Consider the following 17139-nt stretch of genomic DNA (forward strand, 5'->3'; position numbering starts at 1 on the left):
CCCGCACCTCTCAAGCCCGCGGTTTTGCACTGTGGTGGGTATTTTCGACACGGGTATGGGTAACAATGGTGCGCCGTTGATGATCGAAATCTGTCGAGATGGTCAGGAAAGGTGGTTTTTACGGTTAAATCGGAAGCCGGGTTAAACCCCTGGGCGGTTTGCCAGTCGTACCCTTATGGGCTGTAGTTCAGCCAGTAGTCGTATTCAGGAGTCCTGTGCAATGACGCGCACTCGTAAAATCGTCGCTTGGAGCTGCGCCAGCTTCGTTCTATTAATCGCCGTGGTGGTGTTGCTGTTGGTGTTTTTCGATTGGAACCGCATCAAACCGCAGATCAATGCCAAGGTTTCCGAAGAGTTGCATCGCCCGTTTGCCATCAACGGCAACCTGGCAGTGGCATGGGCGCGCGAGCCCGATGAAGGCGGCTGGCGGGCCTGGGTGCCATGGCCCCATGTGATTGCCGAAGACCTGACCTTGGGTAACCCCGACTGGTCGAAAGCCCCGCAAATGGTCACCCTCAAGAAGGTGGAACTGCGTATCTCGCCCCTGGCCCTGCTGGTGCAGCGTGTGGTGATCCCGCGTATCGACCTCACCGAACCGAGCGCGCAACTGCAGCGCCTGGCCGACGGCCGCGCCAACTGGACGTTCAAATTCGATCCCAAAGACCCCAACGCCGAGCCTTCCAGCTGGGTGGTGGACATCGGCGCCATTGGCTTTGACAAAGGCCACGTCACCCTTGACGACCAGACCCTCAAGACCCAACTGGACGTGATCATCGACCCACTGGGCAAGCCGATTCCCTTCGGTGAGATCGTCGGCGATGCCGATGCCAAGAAGGCCCTGGAAAAAGGCTCGAAGCCCCAGGACTATGCGTTCGGCCTCAAGGTCAAAGGCCAATACCACGGCCAGAAACTCGATGGCACCGGCAAGATTGGTGGCCTGCTGGCCCTGCAGGACGCCGCCAAGCCGTTTCCGTTGCAAGCCCAGGTCAAGATCGCCGACACCAGCATCGCCCTGGCGGGCACCCTCACTGATCCACTCAACTTGGGTGCCCTCGACCTGCGCCTGAAACTCGCAGGATCAAGCCTGGGCAACCTGTACCCGCTCACCGGCGTAACCTTGCCGGATTCGCCTGCGTACTCCACCGACGGCCATCTGATCGCCAAGCTGCACGAACCCACCGGTGCGTCGTTCAGCTATGAAAACTTCAACGGCAAGATCGGCAACAGTGATATCCATGGCAACCTGGGCTACGTCGCCAGCCAGCCACGGCCCAAACTCACCGGTGCGCTGGTCTCCAACCAACTGCTGATGACCGACCTTGCCCCGCTGATCGGTGCCGACTCCAACGCCAAGCAAAAGGCCCGTGGCGGCGAAAGCAAGCAACCGGCGACCAAGGTATTACCGGTGGAAGAGTTCCGCACCGAACGCTGGCGCGACATGGACGCCGATGTGGAATTCACCGGCAAGCGCATCGTGCACAGTGCCGAGCTGCCCTTCACCGATCTCTACACCCACTTGGTACTCAACGACGGTGAACTGAGCTTGGAACCCCTGCGTTTTGGTGTCGCCGGCGGCAAGCTGGACGCGCAGATTCGCCTGAACGGCCGCACCACCCCGATGGAAGGCCGCGCCAAACTGACTGCGCGCAACTTCAAGCTCAAGCAGTTGTTTCCTACCTTCGAACCGATGAAAACCAGCTTCGGCGAGCTCAACGGCGATGCGGATATTTCCGGGCGCGGCAACTCCGTGGCAGCGTTGCTGGGCACGTCCAACGGTGATCTGAAAATGCTGATCAACGACGGCGCCATCAGCCGCAGCCTGATGGAAATCGCCGGACTCAACGTGGGTAACTATGTGGTCGGCCGCTTGTTTGGCGACAAGGAAGTGAAGATCAACTGCGCAGCCGCCAACTTTGGCATCAAGACGGGCCTGGCGACCACGCGCTTGTTTGTGTTCGATACCGAGAACGCCATCATCTATATCGATGGTACGGCGAACATGGCCACGGAGCAGTTGGACCTGACCATCACGCCCGAATCGAAGGGTTTTCGCTTGTTCTCCCTGCGTTCACCGTTGTACGTCAACGGGCCGTTCATCAAGCCCAATGCCGGGGTCAAAGCAATTCCACTGGCATTGCGCGGTGCGGGGATGGTGGCGTTGGGTGTGATTGCCGGGCCTGCTGCTGGCCTGCTTGCGTTGGTCGCGCCAAGCGGTGGCGAGCCCAATGAATGCGCGCCACTGCTGCAACAGATGAAGGAAGGCAAGGCCCCGAAAACCGTGAAGGGCTAACTGGACTAAACGCAGGAGCAAATGTGGGAGGGAGCAAGCCCCCTCCCACATTAGTTTTGCAGTGTTGCTGGATTACAGGCTTTCCAAAATGTCCGCCATGTCATCTGCGTGCTCTTCTTCCTGAGCCAGGATCTCTTCGAAGAGGCGACGGGTAGTCGGGTCTTTGTCACCGATGTACTGGATGATTTCGCGATAGCTGTCTACCGCGATCCGCTCGGCGACCAAGTCTTCATAGACCATTTCCTTGAGGTCTTTGCCCGCCACGTATTGAGCGTGGGAGTTCTTGGTCAGCAGGTCCGGGTTGAACTCCGGCTCACCGCCCAATTGCACGATGCGCTCGGCGAGCTTGTCGGCGTGCTCGGCCTCTTGGGTGGCATGTTCAAGGAATTCGTCGGCGGCGACCGAGGCCTTGATACCACTGGCCATGAAGTAGTGACGCTTGTAGCGCAGCACGCAGACCAACTCGGTGGCCAGCGATGCGTTGAGCAAGCGGATGATTTCTTCGCGGTCGGCGTCGTAGCCTTCGGTCACGGCGCCATTTTCGACGTTTTGACGGGCGCGGCTGCGCAGGGTGGCAACGTCTGTCAGGTGTGCTTCAGTCATCTCAATCTCCTGGTACTAATCCGGTTTTGCGCCACGCTCTGCCGGCGTGATCGCTCCCAGTTGTGAGTGGCGCGTCACGCAAAAAGTTTTATCGGATGTATGTCACAACCCCGTCGCGGGACTCGGCTAGCCTCCAAGTATCCGTTTTGATCGAGGACGTTCGGCCCATGCCGCAGTCGTTAGCCACGCGTTATCCCCTGGTGCTGGTGCCCGGCATGCTCGGCTTTGTGCGCCTGGGGTTTTTCCCCTATTGGTACGGCATCGTGCCGGCACTGCGGGCGGGCGGGGCGCAGGTGTTCCCCGTGCAAGTGGCACCGCTGGACTCCAGCGAGGTGCGTGGCGAGCAATTGCTGGTGCAAATCGAGCAGATTCGCCGCGACACCGGTGTCGACAAGGTCAACCTGATCGGCCACAGCCAAGGCTCACTGACGGCGCGCTACGCGGCGGCCAAACGCCCGGAGTGGGTGGCGTCGGTGACCTCGGTGGCCGGGCCCAACCATGGCTCGGAGCTGGCGGACCATATTCACCTCAACTTCCCCATCGATGGCGTGAAAGGGCGGCTCATGAGCGCGCTGTTCCATCTGGTCGCCTGGGTGATGGGCGTGCTGGAGACCGGCTATCGCGGGCCGCGCTTCAAGGCGGATTTGCAGGCTTCGCACCATTCCCTGACCAGTGCGGGGGTGGCGCTGTTCAATCGCGAATATCCCCAGGGTTTGCCCCAGGTGTGGGGCGGGCAGGGCGATGCAGAGGTCAACGGGGTGCGCTATTACTCGTGGTCCGGCACCTTGCAGCCGGGCATCACCGATCGGGGTCGCAACCTGTTCGATGGCACGAACCGCAGCTGTCGCCTGTTTGCCCGCAGTTTTGTACGGGAAAAAGGCCAGTGCGACGGCATGGTCGGGCGCTACAGCTCGCACCTTGGCGTGGTGATCGGTGATGACTACGCTCTGGACCACTTCGATATCGTCAACCAATCGATGGGATTAGTCGGCAAGGGCGCCGAGCCGATTCGGTTGTTTGTGGAGCATGCGCAAAGGCTAAAGGCGGCAGGAGTCTAATGTGGGAGGGGGCTTGCTCCCGATAGCAGGGTGTCAGTCACTGGATATGTGGCTGATACACCGCTATCGGGAGCAAGCCCCCTCCCACATTTAGACCGTGCGCACCGGCGTGGTCCACCGCTCCGACAGAATCACCCCACCCAACGTCAGCAATCCACCGACCAAGTGATACAGCGCCAACTCTTCCTTCAACACCACCGCCGCAATCAACGCCGTAATCAACGGCAGCAAATTGAAAAACAGCGTGGTCCGGCTCGGGCCCAAGGTCTTCACCGAATGCATCCACGCCAATGGCGCCAGCATCGACGCCAACAGGCACGCATACAGCACCAACGGGATATTCGCCCAGCCAAGGCCAGATTTTGCCGAGAACAGGTACAGCGGAAACAGCACCACCACCGCCACTAGCACCTGCAAGTACAGAAGCACCAAAGGCGGCAGGCGCAGCTGCCACTTTTTCAGCAAGGTGCTGTAGACCGCGTAGGCCAAGGTCGCAATCAGCATCATGCCGTCGCCCAGGTTCACCCCGTGTTGCAGCAACGCGCCGAGGCTGCCCGACGACACCACCACCACCACACCGGCAAACGACAGCACCGCACCGGTGAGCGCGCCGTAGGTGAGGCGCTGGCCCAGGCTGATGATCGCCGCCGTCAGTGCCATCAATGGCATCAGCGACAGGATGATGCCCATGTTGGTCGCCGAGGTCAGCGATGCGGCGTAGTAGGCCAAACTCTGGTACACCGCCATGCCGAGCACGCCAAGGATGACGATCTTGCCCAGGTTCGGGCGGATCAGCGCCCAATGGGCGATCACCGGTTTGATCATGAAGGGCGTAAACAGCAGCGCGGCCAGCGACCAGCGGTAAAAACCGATCTCGGCGGGAAAGATCGCACCCACGGCCAGCTTGTTGACCACGGTATTGCCGGCCCAGATAAAAATGGCCAGCAGGGGGTAAGCGTATTGCATCGCAAGGAACCAGGTGTGTTGATGAGGCCGGATTATCCCTTGTCTGGATCGAAGCCTATACTGCGATCCAGACAAACGACCGTTGCATCCAGACAATATGGCCAAGCACAACGTACGCCTGCAGGATTTCCGCCGGCTGCCCAGCCCGGTGTACTTTCGTTATTCGGATTTTGCCCCGGACACCGAGTGCACACCGCACCAGCACGCCTGGGGCTAGCTGGATTATTCCGCCAGCGGCGTGATGCGCATGGAAGTGGCCGGCAACCGCTTTATGTCACCGCCGCAATACGCGGTGTGGGTGCCGCCCCATACCGAGCACAGCTCCTACAATGCCGAGGCGATTGTCTATCACTCGGTGGGCCTGGCCCCGGAACTCTGCGCGCAGCTGCCGCAACAGCCCTGCACCCTGGCCATCAGCGACATCCTCAAGGCCATCCTCAGCGACTTCGCCAAACGTGATGTGAATATCCCGCAGACTGAAGCCGACATCCGCCTGGCCCAGCTGCTGGTGGACCAGCTCAAGCAGGCGCCGATCCACGATGGTTTCCTGCCCTACGCTCAAAGCCCAGGATTACTGGGTGTATTGGAAGGCATGCAGGTCGACCCGGCCGACAACCGCCCGTTGGCCCAGTGGGCCGAGCACGTGCACGTCAGCGAGCGCACCCTGGCCCGCCAATTTGTGCGGGAGTTGGGCATGAGCTTCGGCGAATGGCGCCAGCGCTTGCGCTACCTCGCGGCCATTGAGGCCCTGGACAGTGACCACAGCGTGCAACATGTGGCTTTCGACCTGGGCTACAGCACCGCCTCGGCCTTTATCGCCATGTTCCAACGCCACGCCGGTTGCACCCCGGAGCAGTACCGTCGGTCGAATATCCGCCCACGGTGAAGATGTAACAGGCTTTGACTACACTGCTGTACAGGCCGTGCCCCTCGGCGCGGTAACCGGGAGAAAACTCCATGAAGATGTTGCGAATTCCGCTGTTGATGATGGGCCTGCTGCTGTGTTCCCAAGGCTTCGCTGCCACCGCCCAGCAAAACAAAATGACCACGTGCAATGCCGAAGCCACCACCAAGACGCTCAAGGGCGACGACCGCAAGGCGTTCATGAAAACCTGTCTGTCGGCCCCGGCGGCTAACGACGCCAAGACCCTTACGCCGCAGCAGCAGAAGATGAAAGACTGCAATGCTTCGGCGAAAACCAAGGCGTTGACGGGCGATGCGCGCAAGACCTTTATGAGCACTTGCCTCAAAGGCAGCTGATTCACGCAGATCCCCTGTGGGAGCGGCGGTGCGACGACTCGACTTGCTCGCGAAAGCGGTGGGTCAGTCAACAAAGCTGGCGACTGATACACCGTATTCGCGAGCAAGCCCGCTCCCACACTGACGGTGTTCACAATTTTCAGAACTCTCGCTTGATTCCCTCAAGGCTGGCAGACTGCCCATCCTTTAACGCCGTTCGTTTTGAGGCTGTATGCCAACGTTTTCTCAGCGTCATGTGTTGTTGCTGGCCAGCTACATCATCATTTTCGGCGGACTGCTGCTGGTACTGCCGCTCAAATTGCTGCCCAGCCTATTAGCGGGCCTGTTGGTGTATGAGCTGGTCAACATGCTCACCCCCCAACTGCAACGGCTGATCGAAGGTCGGCGTGCGCGCTGGTTGGCGGTGGCGTTGCTCGGCACCTTGATCGTCAGTGTGCTGACGCTGATCTTCGCCGGCGCCATCAGCTTTTTGCTCCACGAAGCAGAAAACCCAGGGGCGTCCCTCGACAAATTCATGGGCGTAGTTGACCGTGCACGCGGCCAGTTGCCGCCGTTTATCGACGCCTATTTGCCCGCCAGCGCCGCCGAGTTCCGTGTGGCCATCGGCGACTGGATGAGCAAGCACCTGAGCGAACTGCAGCTAGTCGGCAAAGACGCCGCCCACATGTTCGTCACCCTGCTGATCGGCATGGTGCTCGGCGCCATCATCGCCCTGCAACGCGTGCCCGACCTGACCAAGCGCAAACCCCTGGCCGCCGCGCTGTTCGACCGCCTGCACCTGCTGGTCCAGGCGTTTCGCAATATCGTCTTCGCGCAAATCAAGATCGCCGCGCTCAACACTGCCTTCACTGCCGTGTTCCTGGCTGTGGTGCTGCCGTTGTGCGGGATTCACCTGCCGCTGACCAAGACCCTGATCGTGCTGACCTTCCTGCTGGGCCTGCTGCCGGTGATCGGCAACCTGATGTCCAACACGCTGATCACCATCGTCGCGCTGTCGTTGTCGATCTGGGTGGCGGTGGCGGCGCTGGGGTATTTGATTGTTATCCACAAGGTCGAGTACTTCCTCAACGCGCGGATTGTGGGCGGGCAGATCAGTGCCAAGTCGTGGGAGTTGTTGTTGGCGATGCTGGTGTTTGAGGCTGCATTCGGGCTGCCCGGTGTGGTGGCGGGGCCGATTTATTATGCGTATCTCAAGAGTGAGTTGAAGTTGGGCGGGATGGTTTAGGCCTTGTGTTGGCTGGGCTGGCCTCTTCGCGAGCAAGCCCGCTCCCACATTTACTGTGTTTACATATTTAGACTTGTGAACACAGTCAGTGTGGGAGCGGGCTTGCTCGCGAAGGGCGCGCCGCGGTCTTTCAGCTAAAACTCAGTAGCCGTACCGCTTACTGGCCTCAATCGCCAGACCACTGCCGATACTGCCAAAGATATTGCCTTCCACATGCCGCGCATTCGGCAGCATCGCCGAGATGCTGTGGCGCAGGGCCGGAATCCCGCTGGAACCGCCGGTAAAGAACACCGTGTCCACCTGCGCCACGCTCACCGAGGCGTCGTTGAGCAGCTGCGTCACGCTGCCGCGCACACGCTCCAGCAAACTGTCGATGGACGACTCGAACAGCGTCCGGCTCAGGTCCACACTCAAGCCTGCCTCGATACGGTCCAGCGCCACATGGCGACTGTCATCGTGGGTCAGCTGGATCTTGGTTTCTTCCACTTCCATCGCCAACCAGTGCCCGGCGCGTTCTTCGATCAACTTGAACAGACGGTCGATGCCGCCGGTGTCTTCGATGTCGTAGCGCATGCTGCCCAGGGCCAACTGGGACTTTTGCGAGTACACCGAGTTGATGGTGTGCCAGGTGGCCAGGTTCATGTGGTGGCTGGTGGGCATGTAGGCGCCGCTTTTCATGCGGCTGCCGTAGCCGAACAGCGGCATCATGCCGTTCAACGAGAGCTGCTTGTCGAAGTCGGTCCCGCCGATGTGCACGCCGCCAGTGGCGAGGATGTCGCTCTGGCGGTTGTCGTTGTGGCGGCGATCCGGCGACAGGCGCACCAGGGAGAAGTCGGACGTACCACCGCCGATGTCGACGATCAGTACCAGCTCTTCCTTCTGGATGGTGGACTCGTAGTCGAACGCGGCCGCAATCGGCTCGTACTGGAACGAGATGTCCTTGAAGCCGATCTTGCGCGCTACATCGACCAGGGTGTTTTCGGCTTCCTGGTCGGCCATCGGGTCGTCATCGACGAAAAACACCGGGCGGCCCAGCACCACTTCTTCGAACTCGCGGCCGGCGTTGGCTTCGGCGCGGCTCTTGAGCTGGCCGATAAACAGCGCCAACAGGTCGGTGAACGGCATCGCCGTACCCAATACGCTGGTGTCGTGCTTGATCAGCTTGGAACCCAGCAGGCTCTTGAGCGAGCGCATCAGCCGGCCTTCGTAGTTTTCCAGGTACTCGTGCAGCGCCAGGCGACCGTACACCGGGCGGCGCTCCTCGAAGTTGAAGAACACCACCGACGGCAGCGTGATCTTGTCGTCCTCCAGCGCAATAAGCGTCTCCTCGCCGGGGCGGATCCAGCCGACGGTGGAGTTGGACGTGCCAAAGTCAATGCCGCAGGCACGGGCTGGGGATGGGTTTTCCATGACAATCAGGTTCCGGTTGAAAAACGGCCGCGCAGTGTATGCCAGTCGAGGGCGGATGCGTAGGCCGACCATCTGTTAAATCTTGCTTGAAACCTGGCGATTCGCCCCCACATCAGCTGCATACGGCAAGCGCCGATAACACTTTGACGCACCCCCAGGCCACAAGACTCAACAGGTGCAAACCACCGCACGTTGTGCCCCGGGCTGTGCGATCTCGATTAAGGATGGTGAACCGCCGATGGATTTCAAAGACTACTACAAGATATTGGGCGTAGAGCCGACGGCCGACGACAAGGAAATCAAGGCGGCCTATCGCAAGCTCGCGCGCAAATATCACCCCGATGTGAGCAAGGAAAAAGACGCCGAAGCCAAGTTCAAGGACGCGTCCGAAGCCTACGAGGCGCTCAAAAGCGCCGACAAACGCGCCGAGTACGACGAACTGCGCAAATACGGCCAGCATGGCCAACCGTTCCAGGGCCCACCGGGCTGGCAGAGCCGTGGCGGCTTTGGCGGTGGCGGCGGCGGCGGTGAGGACTTCTCGGACTTTTTCAGTTCGATCTTCGGCTCCCGTGGCGATGCTTTTGGTGGTGGCCAGCGCCGTCCGACCGGGCGCAAGGGCCAGGACGTGGAGTTGCAACTGACGGTGTCGCTTGAAGAGACACTGTCCACCGAGTCCAAGCAGATCAGCTTCCAGGTGCCGCAGTACGACGCCTCGGGCCGACATGTGAGCAACACCACCAAGAGCCTGAACGTGAAGATCCCCGCCGGCGTGGCCGACGGCGAGCGCATCCGCCTCAAAGGCCAGGGTGCACCGGGCATTGGCGGTGGGGCCAATGGCGACCTGTACCTGATCATCAAGTTTGCGCCGCATCCGAAATTCGAAGTGGATGGCGAAAACCTGATCATCAACCTGCCGCTGGCGCCATGGGAACTGGCACTGGGCGCAGAAGTGGCCGTACCGACCCTGACCGGCAAGATCAACCTCAAGGTGCCTGCCGGCAGCCAGAACGGCCAGCGCATGCGTGCCAAGGGCCATGGCTTGTTGAACAAGGCCGGGGAGCGCGGTTTCCTGTACATCCAGCTCAAGGCCGTGATGCCCAAGCAGGCTGACGACGAAACCATCGCCCTGTGGCAGGAACTGGCGAAAAAGGCCGCGTTCAACCCACGTGAGCAGTTCTGAAAATAGCACCCACGCGCTAACTATCTAGCGCGGCTCAAAGAGTCGGCCATGATGTGCTGATGCTCCCTTTAACAGGAGCAACATCATGGCCGATCTTCCGTCCGCCACCCCGGCGGCGACCCTCAGTATCCACCGCGATTATCTCGAACGCTCCAGCCCGCCCTGGCTCGTCGGCACCACTTCGGCCCGTCGAGAGCACCTCAAGGCCGCGCCCGTGCAGCCCCCGGATTGGTATCTGCGCGCCACACCGCAGCAGCAAAAAACGCTGAACGACACATACACCGCCAGCTTCACCGCCCAGTCCGCCCTGGACAAGGCCTTCGCGACCCTGCAAGACATCGACAGCTTTGCCGAGCCCCTGCTGGTCAAGGCGTTGAGCGAGCAGTTCAATGTGCAGTTGGACGTGCACAAGACCATCTTGCAGCTGCGCACCGAAGTCGAAGTGCGGCAGCCGGCTTATACCTTACGCACGTTCGATATCGTGCGCCTGCCGCTGCTGCAAGCGGCGCTGCATAACTTTGAAGAGTGGGAATGCAAGGCCGGGGCGTTTCATGCGTCGTCCGGTTTTGTGGTCGCCACCGCACAAGGTGATGCCTACGAGAAGGTCAGCACCACGCTGACGGTCGTGCAGTTCACCGGCTTGTGCCGTTCGCTGGATATCGGCGCGCAGTATCAACGCTACCTCAAGGCCTTCATGTACCCCGAGGACTCAACGGCCGAGCAGGCGTTGCGCCATAAGTTCAGCGCGGCCCGCAAGGCCGACCTGGCGGCGGCGGCGGAGCAGGCGCTGCTGACACAGGACATCGGGCCAGAGGATTACCAGATGATCACCTCGGTGATCAATGGCCAGAACCATCCCTGGATGGGCACGCGCCAAGTGTGGTTCCGCGACCTGGAGCTGATGCGAAAACGCCTCACCGGCTGCATGGCGTTTGTGATCTGCGAGAAGTACCACTACACCCGGGATCTGATTCTTTACATCCCCCACGATCCGCACCATCCCCTCAAGCGCGTCACGGCGGACGAGTTCCAGGCGATCTTCAAGCAACGCTTCACCGAGCGTGACGCCTCGACACCCGATGATGGCAGCCCGACGGCCTACCATCGGTTTTTCAGCCGGTTCGTGCGCTACGGCGACTTGCCTGGGTATTTCGATGAACTCACGGTAACCACCCCAGCGCCTGGGGCCACGCCGGGCCTCAAGCCTTATTCGCCGTTGCTGAACGATTTTCTGCGGGGGCTTAATCCGTTCTCGTTATTCGCGCCTGTGCTCGATGTGCCACCCGACCCGGCACCGATCAGGCGCCTGAACCCGACCCCGTACCTGGGCCCGAGCAGGATGAATCAAAAAGGCGTTGTCGGCTGGGAAGACAACCTCGACCTGTGGACCTACCTCTTCGACCAGCACCGCGACAAGCTGCTGGCCGACGCCCGCAGCCACGCGGTGCCCACCGCTGATGTAGATGCGCGGGTGCGCTCGGAAAAGTTCGCCAAACTGCTGGGCATCGGCATGCTGGCGTTGAACGTGGTGTCGATGTTCGTGCCGGTGCTGGGCGAAGTGATGATGGTGGTGATGGCCGGCCAACTGCTCTACGAGACCCTCGAAGGTTCGATCGAGTGGGCCGAAGGCGACCGCCGCGCAGCCAAGGCGCACTTGGTGGACGTGGCGGAAAACCTGGCGTTTATCGCGCTCATGGCAGTGGGTGGCAAAGTGTTGTCCAAGGTGATCGCGGCCAAGCCCACCCCGCAGATCGAAGGCCTGGCCCCTGTTACGTTGCCCAACGGCCAAACGCGTTTATGGAAGCCTGACCTGAGCGGCTACGAAAGCCCCGTGACCCTGCCGGCGAATGTCGTTCCCAACGCCCAGGGCCAGTACCTGTACCAGGGCAAGACCTATATTCGCCAGGCGGGCAAGTTCTATGAAAAAACCTTGGACCCTTCCCTGGGCCGCTGGCGCATCCAGCACCCCACCGACCCCAGCGCCTACCAGCCCGTCCTCAGCCACAATGGCGTCGGCGCCTGGCGCTATTCTCTGGAGCGCCCGCAGGACTGGGATCGCCTCACGTTGATGCAGCGCCTGGGGCCCATGGCCCAAGGTTTCACCGATGAGCAACTGTTGAACATGGCCGACATCAGCGGCGTCAGTGATGATGCCCTGCGCAAGATGCACGTGGACAACGCCGCGCCGCCGCCGGAACTGGCCGATACCCTGCGCCTGTTCAGGGCGGATCAGGATGTGGCCCAGGTGCTCGAACAAGTCAGCAGCGGCCGGGCCGTGGACGGTCGCTACCTGTATACCCTGGCGCTCGTCACCGAAATGCCGCGCTGGCCCGCCGGCCGTGTGTTGGAAGTGTTCGATGGCCCGGGGTTCACCGGCAACTCACAGCGCTACGGCGTCGAACGCCTGTACCCCGGCGCCCCGCGCAAACCGAGGATTCGCATCACCCGTGCCGATGTGGTGACCAGCCAGTTGCCGGCCCATATCCTGGCCGCGCTGGATGAGTCGGAGATCGTCGGCCTGCTCGGCGGTGAAGCGGCGCGGGTGCGCGAAAACCGCCCCCAGGAGCTGCGCACGCAATTGGCCGACTATGCCCGCACCCGCCAACCGGCGCTGTTCGACAGCCTCTACACCGGCACCGAACGGCCTGACCCCGCGGTGGCGAAATTGCAACGCCTGTACCCAGGCTTGAGTGAAGACGCCGCACAAAGCGTACTGGCCCACGCCGACCTCGACGAATTGGCGCGGTTTCACCGCAGCGGGCGAGTGCCATTGGGCATGGAAGAACTGGCGCGCTGGCATGTACGCCAGGGCCGCATGGGCCGCGCCTACGCCGGCCTGCACATGGAAAACCTGACCTCGGCCGACAGCAAGCGCCTGGCCCTGCACACCTTGGGCAAACTGCCGGGTTGGTCGGACGCATTGCGCCTTGAAGTGCGCGACGGCAACGTCAACGGCGCGCTGCTCGACAGCATCGGCAGCGAGACGGCGCAGCAGCGCAAGTACCTGGTCAAGCGCGGGCCGCAGTACCAGGCGTTTAATGAGCGCGGCGAGGCGCTCAACAGCCACGCGCGCTATGGCGACAACTTCTACGCCTCGCTGATGCATGCGCTGCCCGATGAAACCCGCCAGGCCCTGGGCCTGCCTCACGTAGGGCAAAGCCTGGACCTGCGCCGCGTGATCATCGACTACGCCGCTACACACCCACTGGAATCGACGCAGATAGTCGAAGACGCTCCGGCGCGGCAAGGCTGGTTCAAGCCGCCCCAGCGCATTGCACCGAACGTGCTGGGCTACCCGGCCAGTGGGCGCGGGGAGGGCGCGTGGCTGTTGTTGGCCAATCGGGCGCAGGCGCTCTATCCCGAGATGTCCGAAGCACAGGCCGAGGCGTTTGTGCGCAGTGAAGAACTCGGTCGAGGTCACGCAGGGGTTTTCACCCTGTTGGAAAACAGTCGCCGCGAATGGGAGCAGTTGCAAACCACACTGGAGACCTGGATGGCGGCGGAGTCGGACGATCCGTTCGCGGGCATGGTGCCGACACTGGACCCGCGACCGCGGATGGCGCAGGCACTCAAGCGCTGCTGGCAGCGGCGGTTGTTGAGTGAATTTCCACGCTACGACGAACTGGTCCTGGACGGCGATGTGGCGTTGCCGGCGCTGAACGCCGACTTTTCCCATGTGCGCACGTTGACCCTACGAGGCAGCCGGCTTATCTCGGGCAATGTCGGGCAAATGCTGGGCAATTTCCCCGGACTGCAAGGGGTGACGCTGGCGGGTGTCAGCAGTTCGCTGGAGCCGGTTCTCGGCGCACTTGAATCGCTTCCCGGGCTCAGCCGTTTGCATATCGAATCCTCCTCGGGGCTTCTGCAGGCCGAACAGCTTCAGCTGGAGCGGCTGACGCAGCTTCAAGAGCTGAATCTGGGCTTGTCGGGGAGGGCGATGCGTGCCCTGGATCTCAGCCGCATGCGCAAGCTGCGCAGCCTGACGCTGTCGGGTCTGGCGCAGTGGGCGTTTCCGTCCGGCGTGTTTGACCTGCCCGAGTTGCAGACCCTGGATTTGGGCCGGGCGAATATCAACGCGTTGCCGGCGCAACTGTTTGATCCGGCGAATGAACGCCTGTGGGCCGGGCTGTCGGTGAAATGGTCAAAGCTGTCGCGCGAGCACTTCAAGGCGGCGTTCAACTATGTGAAGAACTGGCCGGCGCACCTGCTCTATGAGGAGGAAATGGTCAGGGACTACTGTACTGGACGTTTCTATGAGCACCTCGGCCGGCCGGTGAGCATCGACTTCGGACAAGACGTCTACATGAGGAATGCGTTTTTTACCCGCTGGCCGAGCGCCCAGGCGCAGTTCAATGCCATGGAAGCACTGACGACAGAATACGGCGAACTGGCCGAGGGCCTCGACACCTGGGTGAGCCAGGCGGCCGAGCCCGTCGAGCAGCATAACCGCGCCATGCTCGCTACCGAGTTGCGCGGCACCTGGTACCGGGGCTTGTTTTCTCGGTATGAGGTGACGCATTTCCCGTCCCTGGAACTGTCGGCCCTCAACGTCAGCGAGTTGCCACGGCTGCCGGAGGAAGGCTTTGCCCATGTGACGCAGTTACGCGTGCAAAACTCGCAAGTGCCTGCGGCGCAGCTGAACGCGTTTATCCGCGGCTTCAAATTCCTGCGCACGCTGGACGCGAACGGCTGCGGCCTGACGCAATGGACCGTGGCGCCCGGCGAGTGGCCACAACTGCGCAAACTGGACCTGGGCAACAACCCACTGGTTGAGCTGGATGTCAGCGGCCTCAGCCAGCTCCAGGCAGTGAACCTGCGCGGCAGCGCGTTACCCACCTGGCCAACCGGGGCAGAGCAATTGCCTGAGCTTGAGTGGCTCGACTTGCGTAATACACGCCTCACCGAACTGCCGGACACCGTCCTGGCCCACGACCGCATCCTGCTCGACACCCAGTTGTCTGGCGTACCGCTGACGCCTGAGGCGCAATCGGCCCTGGCCACGGCGCGCCATCGCATCGAGCATCGCCTGGGCCTCTCCCAAGGCACGTTGAGTGTGTTCGAGCAGCGGCCGGTGGGCGATGGGTTCCCGCCGGTTGAAAGCGGCAGCAGCCTTACCGAGTTGCTGGTGCCCTTGCCGGCGCCGGTCGACGACGCGCTGCCGCTGGTGCAGCAACTGCAACAGCTGCACCCAACGCTGGGTGACGAGGGCGCCGGGCAATGGCTCGAACGCTTGCGCAGCGAAGGCCTGACTGACCCGCAAATACGTGAGCGCATCAGCGCCTGGGAGCAGGCAGCGGATGGGCTGACCCGGCGCCTCAATGGCTGGGTATTCACACGTCGGTTCAGCCTGGGGCCCGACATGCTGGTGACCGCCAACACGCGGCAGTTGGCCGCCGAGACCATCCTCGCCCGCTGGCGCGATGGCGTTGCCGGGGTGTCAGCAGACGCTGGGCGCGAGCTGAGCTTCTATGGCATGACCCTGGGTGAACTGCCGGAGCTTGGGGTGACGCTGGAGTCCATCGGCACCCTGAACCTGAACGGCGTGCAGATTTCCGCGCAAGGCTCCAACGCTTTCCTCAGGGCCTTCCCCAAGGTGCAGACTCTGGTGCTGAGCAGCAACCCCTTGGCGACCCTGCCGGATGCCTTGGCCGGTTTGACGCACCTGACCCGGCTGGAGTTGTCGGCGGTCGGCATCAATGATGCTGAGCACTTGTACGCCACACTGGTGCGCCTTGAGCAGTTGCAATACCTGGACCTGAGCTACTGCGACCTGGGCAGTTTCCGGGTCGATCAATTCGACCGGCTGCACACCCTGAACCTGAGCAACAACGAACTGACTGAATGGCCCCAAGGCGCACTCACCGCGCCAGCTTTGCGCAGGCTGGACCTGAGCAGCAACGGGCTGGAGTCGATCCCGCCCGGGGCGCTGGAAGGCGCGCACGATACCCTGATGGCCGGCGTCGACCTGTCGGACAATTTCCATTTTTCGATGGACGATCTGAACCGCTTGCAGGCGTATGCGCTGCGCACCGGCCGCGATCGCGCGCTGGGTTTGAGCCCGGTAGATATCCACGAGATGATCGACGCACTGGAGAGCCCGTCCAACGATGACTTCAGCACGAACGGCGACGAGGACGACGATGGGCTGCCCGTGCAACCTTTCCAGCCCGACGAGCAACTGGGAGCGCCAAGGGTGACGGCCGATGACCTCAGCCCCTGGACCGAGCGTTTGTCGCAGACTGAACAGACGCACAACACTGCGCTTTGGAACCGTCTGGCAGAGGAGGACGACAGTGCAGCGCTGTTCAACCTGTTGGCGGCGGTGCGTGATTCCCCGGACTACCAGAATTTTCGCACCTCGCTGACACAACGGGTCTGGCGCGTGATGGAGGCTGCGGGCCGCCGCGCCGACCTGCGCGAGGAGCTTTTCAGCCTGGCCAAGACCATCCCGACGTGCGTCGATGGCCGTATCCTGAGCTTCAGCCAACTGGAGATGCGGGTGTATGTCGCCAACGCTCTGGAAGGGGTCAATCCCACCGACCTCAGGCTCAAAGGCTCGGCGTTATTGGATTTGTCGCGCAAGCTGTTTCGCCTGGAGCAAGTCGAGGCGTTGGCGCGGGACAATACCGGTCGCCAGGCAGACCCGGCCGAGGTGCGCCTCAAGTACCTGATCGGTCTGCAAGACAAACTCGACTTGCCCGCCATCCCCCACGCCATGCGTTTCGACAAACCCATCACTGGCAAGGTGGCCACCGACGCGGCTGCGGCGATCAAGTCGAAGGAAAAAACCACCGCGTTTCATCAGAACCTGATCCTGCGAGACTTCTGGGTCGAGTACCTGCAAGAACGCTACCCCGAAGACTTCGCCGCACTGGAGCAACGCAGTAACGCGGCGCGCGAGGCGTTTGAAAACGACCACCCCGACTACACCGGCGAAGGCTACGCCGACGCGGCGGCGAAGCTGGCCGAGCGGTTGCAGAATGATGAAACCAACACCCGCATCGCGGTCTCGCAACGCGCAGAAACGGCGTTGCGCGACCCTGACCAGCCAGGCACCTCTGCCGAGCTGATGGGCACGCCTGAGCGTTGACAGGGAGGTTAACTATCTACCGATAACTCGCCCCATGGCCATGATGTATTGAGGCTC

General features: G+C 61.8%; 9 protein-coding genes and 1 pseudogene. 7 read left to right on the top strand and 3 right to left on the bottom strand.

Translation table 11 applies throughout. The annotated features are described in order from the left end of the window. Positions 1-220: 220 nt before the first annotated feature. Positions 221-2290 (top strand): AsmA family protein, encoded by a 2070-nt coding sequence (locus ACLD1Y_RS15745; RefSeq protein WP_429478794.1) that lies wholly within the window; start codon positions 221-223, stop codon positions 2288-2290. Between the two features lie 72 nt (positions 2291-2362). Here the strand turns inward: ACLD1Y_RS15745 and ACLD1Y_RS15750 are convergent, their stop codons facing one another. Continuing rightward, positions 2363-2893 (bottom strand): ferritin-like domain-containing protein, encoded by a 531-nt coding sequence (locus ACLD1Y_RS15750; protein ID WP_429478795.1) that lies wholly within the window; start codon positions 2891-2893, stop codon positions 2363-2365. A gap of 167 nt (positions 2894-3060) precedes the next feature. Here ACLD1Y_RS15750 and ACLD1Y_RS15755 point away from each other — a divergent pair, with 167 nt between their 5' ends. After that, positions 3061-3951 carry an esterase/lipase family protein gene (locus ACLD1Y_RS15755; RefSeq protein WP_429478797.1) on the top strand — a complete coding sequence of 297 codons (891 nt, stop codon included), beginning with the start codon at positions 3061-3063 and terminating at the stop codon, positions 3949-3951. 90 nt (positions 3952-4041) lie between these two features. Here ACLD1Y_RS15755 and ACLD1Y_RS15760 read toward each other — a convergent pair whose 3' ends face one another. Beyond that, positions 4042-4917 (bottom strand): DMT family transporter, encoded by an 876-nt coding sequence (locus tag ACLD1Y_RS15760; RefSeq protein ID WP_429478798.1) that lies wholly within the window; start codon positions 4915-4917, stop codon positions 4042-4044. Positions 4918-5014: 97 nt separating this feature from the next. Between ACLD1Y_RS15760 and ACLD1Y_RS15765 the strand changes: the two are divergent. From ACLD1Y_RS15765 to ACLD1Y_RS15775, 3 genes and pseudogenes are all read left to right on the top strand, one after another. Further along, a pseudogene (locus ACLD1Y_RS15765) lies at positions 5015-5803 on the top strand (AraC family transcriptional regulator). Between the two features lie 71 nt (positions 5804-5874). After that, entirely contained in the window at positions 5875-6177 is a 303-nt protein-coding gene (locus tag ACLD1Y_RS15770) for a PsiF family protein (protein WP_016972558.1), read from the top strand. 211 nt (positions 6178-6388) lie between these two features. Further along, positions 6389-7402: an AI-2E family transporter gene (locus ACLD1Y_RS15775; protein ID WP_032878157.1), complete on the top strand. Its 1014-nt coding sequence runs from the start codon at positions 6389-6391 to the stop codon at positions 7400-7402. A 141-nt stretch (positions 7403-7543) separates the two neighbouring features. Here the strand turns inward: ACLD1Y_RS15775 and ACLD1Y_RS15780 are convergent, their stop codons facing one another. Next, positions 7544-8812, bottom strand: a complete 1269-nt coding sequence (locus ACLD1Y_RS15780; protein ID WP_429478799.1) for an Hsp70 family protein — start codon at positions 8810-8812, stop codon at positions 7544-7546. A gap of 238 nt (positions 8813-9050) precedes the next feature. On the opposite strand from ACLD1Y_RS15780, the gene ACLD1Y_RS15785 reads away from it, so the two are divergent. Further along, positions 9051-9992 (top strand): DnaJ C-terminal domain-containing protein, encoded by a 942-nt coding sequence (locus ACLD1Y_RS15785; protein ID WP_429478801.1) that lies wholly within the window; start codon positions 9051-9053, stop codon positions 9990-9992. A gap of 85 nt (positions 9993-10077) precedes the next feature. Then, complete coding sequence (locus tag ACLD1Y_RS15790) at positions 10078-17082, top strand: NEL-type E3 ubiquitin ligase domain-containing protein (RefSeq protein WP_429478803.1); 7005 nt, start codon at positions 10078-10080, stop codon at positions 17080-17082. Positions 17083-17139 lie beyond the last annotated feature (57 nt).

Origin of the sequence: Pseudomonas sp. 18175 (assembly GCF_050432925.1) — a bacterium.
GTDB lineage: Bacteria > Pseudomonadota > Gammaproteobacteria > Pseudomonadales > Pseudomonadaceae > Aquipseudomonas.

Coding starts and splice junctions, on each gene's coding strand:
- ACLD1Y_RS15745 (WP_429478794.1), top strand. CDS start 221: ATGACGCGCACTCGTAAAATCGTCGCTTGGAGCTGCGCCAGCTTCGTT.
- ACLD1Y_RS15750 (WP_429478795.1), bottom strand. CDS start 2,893: ATGACTGAAGCACACCTGACAGACGTTGCCACCCTGCGCAGCCGCGCC.
- ACLD1Y_RS15755 (WP_429478797.1), top strand. CDS start 3,061: ATGCCGCAGTCGTTAGCCACGCGTTATCCCCTGGTGCTGGTGCCCGGC.
- ACLD1Y_RS15760 (WP_429478798.1), bottom strand. CDS start 4,917: ATGCAATACGCTTACCCCCTGCTGGCCATTTTTATCTGGGCCGGCAAT.
- ACLD1Y_RS15770 (WP_016972558.1), top strand. CDS start 5,875: ATGAAGATGTTGCGAATTCCGCTGTTGATGATGGGCCTGCTGCTGTGT.
- ACLD1Y_RS15775 (WP_032878157.1), top strand. CDS start 6,389: ATGCCAACGTTTTCTCAGCGTCATGTGTTGTTGCTGGCCAGCTACATC.
- ACLD1Y_RS15780 (WP_429478799.1), bottom strand. CDS start 8,812: ATGGAAAACCCATCCCCAGCCCGTGCCTGCGGCATTGACTTTGGCACG.
- ACLD1Y_RS15785 (WP_429478801.1), top strand. CDS start 9,051: ATGGATTTCAAAGACTACTACAAGATATTGGGCGTAGAGCCGACGGCC.
- ACLD1Y_RS15790 (WP_429478803.1), top strand. CDS start 10,078: ATGGCCGATCTTCCGTCCGCCACCCCGGCGGCGACCCTCAGTATCCAC.